This is a genomic window from Streptomyces sp. NPDC056480 (assembly GCF_042795405.1).
GTDB lineage: Bacteria > Actinomycetota > Actinomycetes > Streptomycetales > Streptomycetaceae > Streptomyces.
Map to the genome: position 1 here is coordinate 23,118 of NZ_JBHTSA010000099.1, position 6,971 is coordinate 30,088.

Here is a 6,971-nt window from a genome sequence, read left to right on the forward strand (position 1 = left end):
CTGCCACCGTTTTCTCCTGGGTCCGCAGGGTGCTGCCTGGGTGACCGGCTGGACATCGGGCACCAGGCCCGCCGCACCCTGGCCGCCAGCCTGCTCAGGAACGGCGGGGACCCCGTGCACGTCAAGCGCTGCCTCGGGGCAGGTCTCCGAACGGATGGCCGAGCACGACGTCCACCGCGCCAGCACCGGTCGCAAGCTGGAGGAACGCCCGCAATGCTGCCTCTCCGCAGTCTCCGTGACCGGACCGGGATCCGAGTAGCGATTACTCAGTGCCAGCTCGGGCGTATCGGCACAAATGGTGCTGAATGCTCGCCCCTCGGACCCGTCTCCTGGAGCCAGAGTCATGATCGACACCCCCCTTGGAATGCTGGAAAACGTTTCCCTTTACGCTGGCCGCCATATAGGGCTGACGGAAGAGGAATCGGGCCGGGTAGCCGCATTCCTTGGGTATCCGTCGGCGGCTCGCCTCTCCGGGGAAGCGGTGCCGGATGCCATTCGCGAGAGTGTGCCCCCGGGCTTGCCGGGCGCGGCGGATGAGCAGACGGTGCTGCAGGAGCTTGCCGGGCTGGCTGCCCGCAACAAGCGCATGGTGAACATGATCGGGCAGGGCTATTACGGCACTTTCACGCCCCCTGTGATCGCACGGAATGTGCTGGAGAACCCAAGCTGGTATACGGCCTATACGCCGTACCAGCCTGAGATCTCGCAGGGGCGCCTGGAAGCGCTGATGAACTTTCAGACGATGATCACGGATCTGGCCGGACTCCCCGTGGCGAGCGCATCCCTTCTGGATGAGGGGACCGCCGCTGCCGAGGCGATGACGGTGCTGCACCGGGCAGCACAGAGCCAGAGCCGGCGTTTCGTCGTTGACGAGGAATGCCTGCCCCAGACGGTCGAAGTGGTCCGGACGAGGGCGGAGCCGCTGGGCATAGAAGTGCTCGTGTGTGACGTAGCGTCTGGATTGCCGGAGGAAAGCTTCTTCGGCGTCCTGCTGCAGTACCCGGGCACTAGCGGCGTGGTGCGCGACCTTGGGCCCGTCATCACACAGGCACACCACCGTGGTGCCATGGCCGCGGTGGCCGCAGATCTGCTGGGCCTGGTCATCCTTGCCGCACCCGGTGCCATGGGAGCCGATGTGGTCGTCGGCAGCACTCAGCGTTTCGGGTGCCCGCTCGGCTTCGGCGGGCCCCATGCGGGCTATATGGCTGTGAAGGCGGATCTGCGCAGGCAGATGCCCGGCCGTCTGGTGGGTGTGTCGGTCGATGCGGGCGGCCGCCAGGCCTACCGGCTCGCACTGCAGACACGCGAGCAGCACATCCGGCGCGAGAAGGCCACGAGCAACATCTGCACCGCAGCGGTGCTCTCTGCCGTGACCGCCGGAATGTACGCCGTCTATCACGGTCCCGGCGGCCTGCGGGCAATCGCCCACCGTGTCCACCGTTACGCCAGGGTGCTGGCTGCCGGGCTTGCCGCCGGGGGTATCGAACTCGTCCACGGCCAGTTCTTCGACACCGTGCTGGCGAAGGTTCCCGGCCGGGCCCGGCAGGTGGTGCAGGACGCTGCCGGGCGGGGCATCAACCTCAGGGCGGCGGGCGAGGACTGCGTCGGCATTTCCTGCGACGAGACCACCCGGCGCGAGCACCTTGAACAGGTATGGGCTGCATTCGGCGTGGCCGGACACGACATCAGCACCCTCGACGCCAGCGTCCGCGCTGCCGGGTCCCCCTGCCCACTGCGGGAAGACGCCATTCTTTCCCACCCGGTATTTCACGAACACCACACGGAAACCGGCATGCTCCGGTACCTGAAGACCCTCGCGGACAGGGACTACGCCCTGGACCAGGGTATGATCCCGCTCGGTTCTTGCACCATGAAAATGACTCCAGCGGCGGCCATGATGCCTGTGACCTGGCCAGGATTCGCCGACATCCATCCTTTCGCCCCTGCCGGGCAGACCGAAGGCTACCGCGAGCTCATCCGGCAGCTGCAGAAATGGCTGGCCGCCATCACCGGCTACGACGCAGTCTCACTGCAGCCGAACTCCGGCGCACAGGGTGAGTTCGCCGGTCTGCTGGCCATCAGGAAGTACCTGGCATCCCAGGGCCAGTCCCACCGCGACGTCTGCCTGATGCCCGAAAGCGCTCACGGGACCAACGCGGCCAGCGCAGCCATGGCAGGCATGCGCGTCGTCGTGATTTCCTGCGACGCCGACGGCAGCGTCGCCCTGGACGACCTCACCGCCAAACTCGAGCAGCACCGCGACGAAGCAGCGGTGCTGATGGTCACATACCCCTCGACGCACGGGCTCTTCGAAGAGTCCATCACCGAGATCTGCACCCTCGCCCACGACGCCGGCGCCCAGGTGTACCTCGACGGCGCCAACCTCAACGCCCTTGTGGGCCTGGCCCGCCCAGGCAGGTTCGGCGCGGACGTCTCCCACGTCAACATTCACAAGACCTTCGGCAGTCCGCACGGTGGCGGCGGCCCGGGAATCGGACCCCTGTGCGTTCGTACGCACCTGGCCCCGTACCTCCCTAACCACCCCGGAGAACCCCACGCCGGACCCGCCGGCGGGACAGGGCCGATCGCGGCAGCACCGTGGGGATCAGCCGGCATCCTGCCGGTCTCCTGGGCCTACATCAGGCTCATGGGAGCCGACGGGCTGCTGAAAGCCACCCAGACAGCCATCCTGAACGCGAACTACATAGCCCGCCGCCTGGGACCCCACTACCCCATCCTCTACACAGGCCCGCACGGCCTGGTCGCCCACGAATGCATCATCGACATACGCCCGATCACCCGCAGCACGGGCATCAGCGTGACGGACATCGCCAAACGACTGGCCGACTACGCCTTCCATGCCCCCACCGTCTCGTTCCCCGTTCCGGGCACACTGATGATCGAACCGACAGAGTCGGAGACCCTCGGCGAACTGGACCGCTTCTGCACGGCCATGATCGCGGTCAGAGAAGAGATCGGCAAAGTCGCCAGCGGCGAGTGGCCGCAGCGCGACAACCCGCTCCGCAACGCACCTCACACCGCAGAATCACTCACCGGTCCCTGGCCGCACCCGTACTCGCGCGAAGAAGCAGTGTTCCCCCTGCCCTACCTGCGCACAGCCAAGTACTGGCCTGCTGCCCGCCGCTTGGACGACGCATACGGGGACCGCAACCTTGTCTGCTCCTGCCCCGCTGTGCAGAACTACGACATCCATACTGCCCAGCGACTTCCCCAGGAGACACCGCTCCTGCCCTGAACCTCAAGCCACGCTCGGTAATCCCCGCCGCCGGCACCGAGGCGGCAGTCTTCGCCCGGCCAGGACACAGGGGGACCGGCCGGGCCGCTCCGTCGGCGGCCGCGTCCTGCAAGGGGCTGACCGGATACCGCTGGGCAGGTGGCCGGTGCTGCGCGGGCCGGGCTCTGCGTGTCTGGTCAAGGCCGGGAAGCAGCAGGCCCGCACGGTCAAGGAGGCGAGCCGCAGCCAGGCCCGCGACACCGCCGGCTGCGACAGGCCGTCAGCTTCGCTGCCGGCCGGTGCGTCGCGTTCCTCGGGGCGGACTCCGGGGTTCTGGTGGCCCGGGCGTTCCCCGGTCTGTCACTGACGGACCGGGGAACGCCCGTGCGGGGCATGTCTCCCAGGCTGCCGATCCTCGCCGGCCAGCAACCCTCCGCATGCGCGGTCGAGCCGAGCCCGGCCGCCCCGTCGTTCCCGGAAGCCCCTACGCGCAGGCCAGGATGAAGCGGCTGCGAAGAGCCCACACCTGCGGTGTGGACGGCGCCGCGCCTGCCCTTCGAGCCCAGCCCGTTCCACATCCGGCAGGATCAGCCCGGCTTTCGGCCGCCCGGCCTGTGCCACAGGCCAAGCCTGTGCATCGGAACAGAGTTCGCAGTTCAGAAGACTGGGGCATGTTTGAGAACGGAGGTCCGACGGAGCGGCGCCTACTGCGCACCGCGCGAGTGAATGGCGGGGTGGAACAACCGGCTCACGGCTCCAGGCGCTTCGCCGTCACCTGCGCCAGGCAGGAGCGCGATCCGGCAAAGGGCGTCGGGCTACCACACGGCCCACCAGTCCCAGCCCGGTGTGCCGACGGACCGGATGCGGGCAGCTGCCGGTGCCGCCGGCGCAACGGCGGAGACCTCCTCCGGCAATGCGGTGGAGTTCATGGTCTCGTCTTTCCTCACCTGCTCGGGCCACGGAGTCACGACTGGCTCGGCTGCCCGCTCTGCTCCCGGGCATCGCCGGTGACGGCTTTGCTGGTCGAGCCTGTAACACCGTGCTCGACCAGCGCACGCACAGCAGGAACTGTGAGGGGTGCGTGACGAGCTCGAGGCCGGGCAGGGACCGTCCGGGTATGCATGTCGCCACGTAACTCGCGGCGGATGCAGAGGCGCTTGAACTGGGGGAGCCGGGAAAGTCCGTTCGGCGGCCCAGCGGGTCCTGCCCAGGCCGGGAGTCGCGGGCTGCGCCCTTGCGGCGATCTCGGTGTGATTTCCGCAGGCTCGGTGGCGGCAGCGGTACTTGCCGTAGCCGTAGCCCCGGCCGGCGGACAGCCGGCCCCGCCGGTGACGCGGCCGGCCGCGGACCACGCGGATGCCGGGTATCGCGTCCGGCGGGGCCTCAGCCGGGTGAGTCGTGACCTTGTGCAGCTCCGGCCAGACGCCCCGGCCTTGGTGCAGTCCTGCAAACGCCGCCAGGCGGTCGCGGTCACGCCACTCCACCCGGCCTGGGCAGCCGGAACGTCCCGGCAGCTCACGATCTTGCACAGCGTGTAAGCGCGCCCCGCAGCCCGGCTCGGTCATCCACCGGCAGCTGCCGCATCAGAACGGATGCCACATGCGGAATCTGCCACACCGATTCCCGCGGGGACTCCTGACGGGCAGTAATATCTCAGCATGCCTACCTCATGGGTGCGCAAGGATGCTCCCTGGCGGAGAGCGGGGCCAGCCGAAGGTGACCCGTTCGGCATGCAGTCACCGGCCTGAGTGATCAAATCGGGCAGGGACGTGCCTTCCTGGCTGATCTCCGGATGGGTCCGTGCTTCGCCCCCGCCGAATGACGGCGAACGCCGGCAATCGCGCATTGGGGATATCGGCCGTCATTTACGGATCAACATCGAATCGGTCCGCGCCCTGCCCTATCCAGGTCCCTCCTCCCGCGCTGGCCTGTGAGGGTGCGGAGAAAGAGACGGAGAAAGCAGCTGCTGCGACTCCAGCTAGAAGAGCATAAAAGATCTTACGCATGGTGTCCTTTCGTGTCCTTCGAGTTGCTCGAAATATGAATGGTGCAATCTATTCCGCCTCGCCTCTTGAGTATGACTTACCTGTTTCACGCCATGTTGGCGGCGTTTTGCCGTGCAGTGCGAGACAAGCCCTCGGGCGGGCGGCGGGCAAGCAGCGCCCCTGTTACAGGCGGCGGACCGATCGGGACGGCCGGCACTGAGTAGGGCCGGCCGCGGGGCATCCGCGTACGCGGGGAGCGCGCCCCTGTCTTTCCCACCAAGTTCGCTCCACCGGGCAGAGTGCTGCGGACAGGGGTTTCTCCGGTTGTCCTGTGATGCCCGGGCGGTGCCGCCGGGACGTCGCGGCTGTCAGTTCTCCGGGGCCACCTGGCCGTTCGCCCGCGTCGGGCGGCTCCCGGGAGGCCGTTTCACTGGGGTGGCCGGTTTGGAACTACAGCGTCGAGGCCCTGCCAGGCCGGTGTCGGTGGCCGCTGCTACATCCATGTCAGGAGGTCCGCATAGGCACGGCCCTTGGAGAGGACAGTTCATGACGCCTGAGGAGTATCACCGTGTGCGAGGCCACGTCCGCCGCAATCCGGGCCGCCCGGTCCACGATGAAGATGAGTCCGTGGCTGATCGGCTGAGTTGCCGCCGTGTTCGTTCTGTGGGCGCAGTTCTTCGGAGCCGAGGGGGCAGCGCCGACGCAGCCTGCCGCTCCCGGAGTGACGGTGACGCCGGCGACCGACCGCTGCTGGGGCGGCGGTCCTGATTGCCGCAGCCGCGGTCACGCTGGCGGTGCGGTTGCTCGTGCGGGCGGGCGAAGCCCCGGTGGCCGGTCATGGCTGTGCTCGCCCTGCTGGGGTTCACGGCCTGCGCCTGGCGGGCTCCAGCGGCCGCCCGCGAGCACGCCGCGCGGCGCGCACAGCGTCTGTCGGTCCTGCGGTTCACTCTGGCAGAGCTCGATGCGATGGACGACCGGCAGTCTGAGTTCGCGCTGCGGGACTTGCTGATCCGGGACGCCTGGTCGGCCCGTCAGGTCGGACAGCAGGGCGACCAGGCTGCCGATGCCATCGCCGACCACCCGGCGTACGGGCGGCTCGTCGTCCAGGCCAAGCACACAAAGGCCGCCGTGAAGGCCGGCTCCCAGGTGATGTACCTGGTGAAGGGGGCAGCAGGTCCCGCACACCGGGCGAATGCGGCGGTGGTCGTGACAAACAGCGGCTTCACCCGTAACGCCAGGGAATGGGGCGAGCGGCACACTGTGGGCTGGACCGGCCGTGAACGGCTGCGCTCCTGGGCCGAGCAGGGCGTCCCGCTCCACCGGATCCCTCAGCTGCCCACCCTCACTCTGAGGCGGCTGCCTGGCGCTCGCCGGCCCTTGCCTGCCCCGCCATACAGGCGGACCGCTCCCGAGGGGAGGACGGACGTGTCCGGTGAAGACGCTCCCCAGTCCGTTCCGGCCAGGCCGGAGCCGGGCCTGCCCACCTGCCAGATGAAGGAGTTCGAGGCCGTGAGCCCGACCGGATTCAAGTACGCCTGAGCCGGACTCCCCGGCCTGGGACGGCCTCCCCGCCTGGCGAGCCGGCGGACCGTGGTCCAGTGCAAACGGCTCAGCAGGCCCGTGGACCCGCCGGCCGTGCACCAGTTCAACGGCACCGCCCGCCCCGGGTACGGTGCCGATCATGCCGTTCACCATCCTGCAGGCAGGCGCAGGGGAAGCCGCCGCTCGCCGCCCGGGTGGGCGCCGGGCTC

Annotated in this window: 3 protein-coding genes; all 3 read left to right on the forward strand. The window is 68.7% G+C overall.

Translation table 11 applies throughout. From position 1 onward, the window contains the following. The first annotated feature begins 343 nt into the window (after positions 1-343). The gene (gene gcvP, locus ACFQ79_RS31340) at positions 344-3,256 is read left to right on the forward strand and encodes an aminomethyl-transferring glycine dehydrogenase (RefSeq protein ID WP_383589739.1); all 2,913 of its coding nucleotides are present in this window, start codon (positions 344-346) and stop codon (positions 3,254-3,256) included. A 2,801-nt stretch (positions 3,257-6,057) separates the two neighbouring features. Then, a complete protein-coding gene (locus tag ACFQ79_RS31345) occupies positions 6,058-6,759 on the forward strand; it encodes a restriction endonuclease (protein ID WP_383589741.1) in 702 nt (233 codons plus the stop codon). A 33-nt stretch (positions 6,760-6,792) separates the two neighbouring features. Then, a partial coding sequence (locus tag ACFQ79_RS31350; protein WP_383589743.1) for a restriction endonuclease occupies positions 6,793-6,971 on the forward strand: 179 nt, incomplete at its 3' end.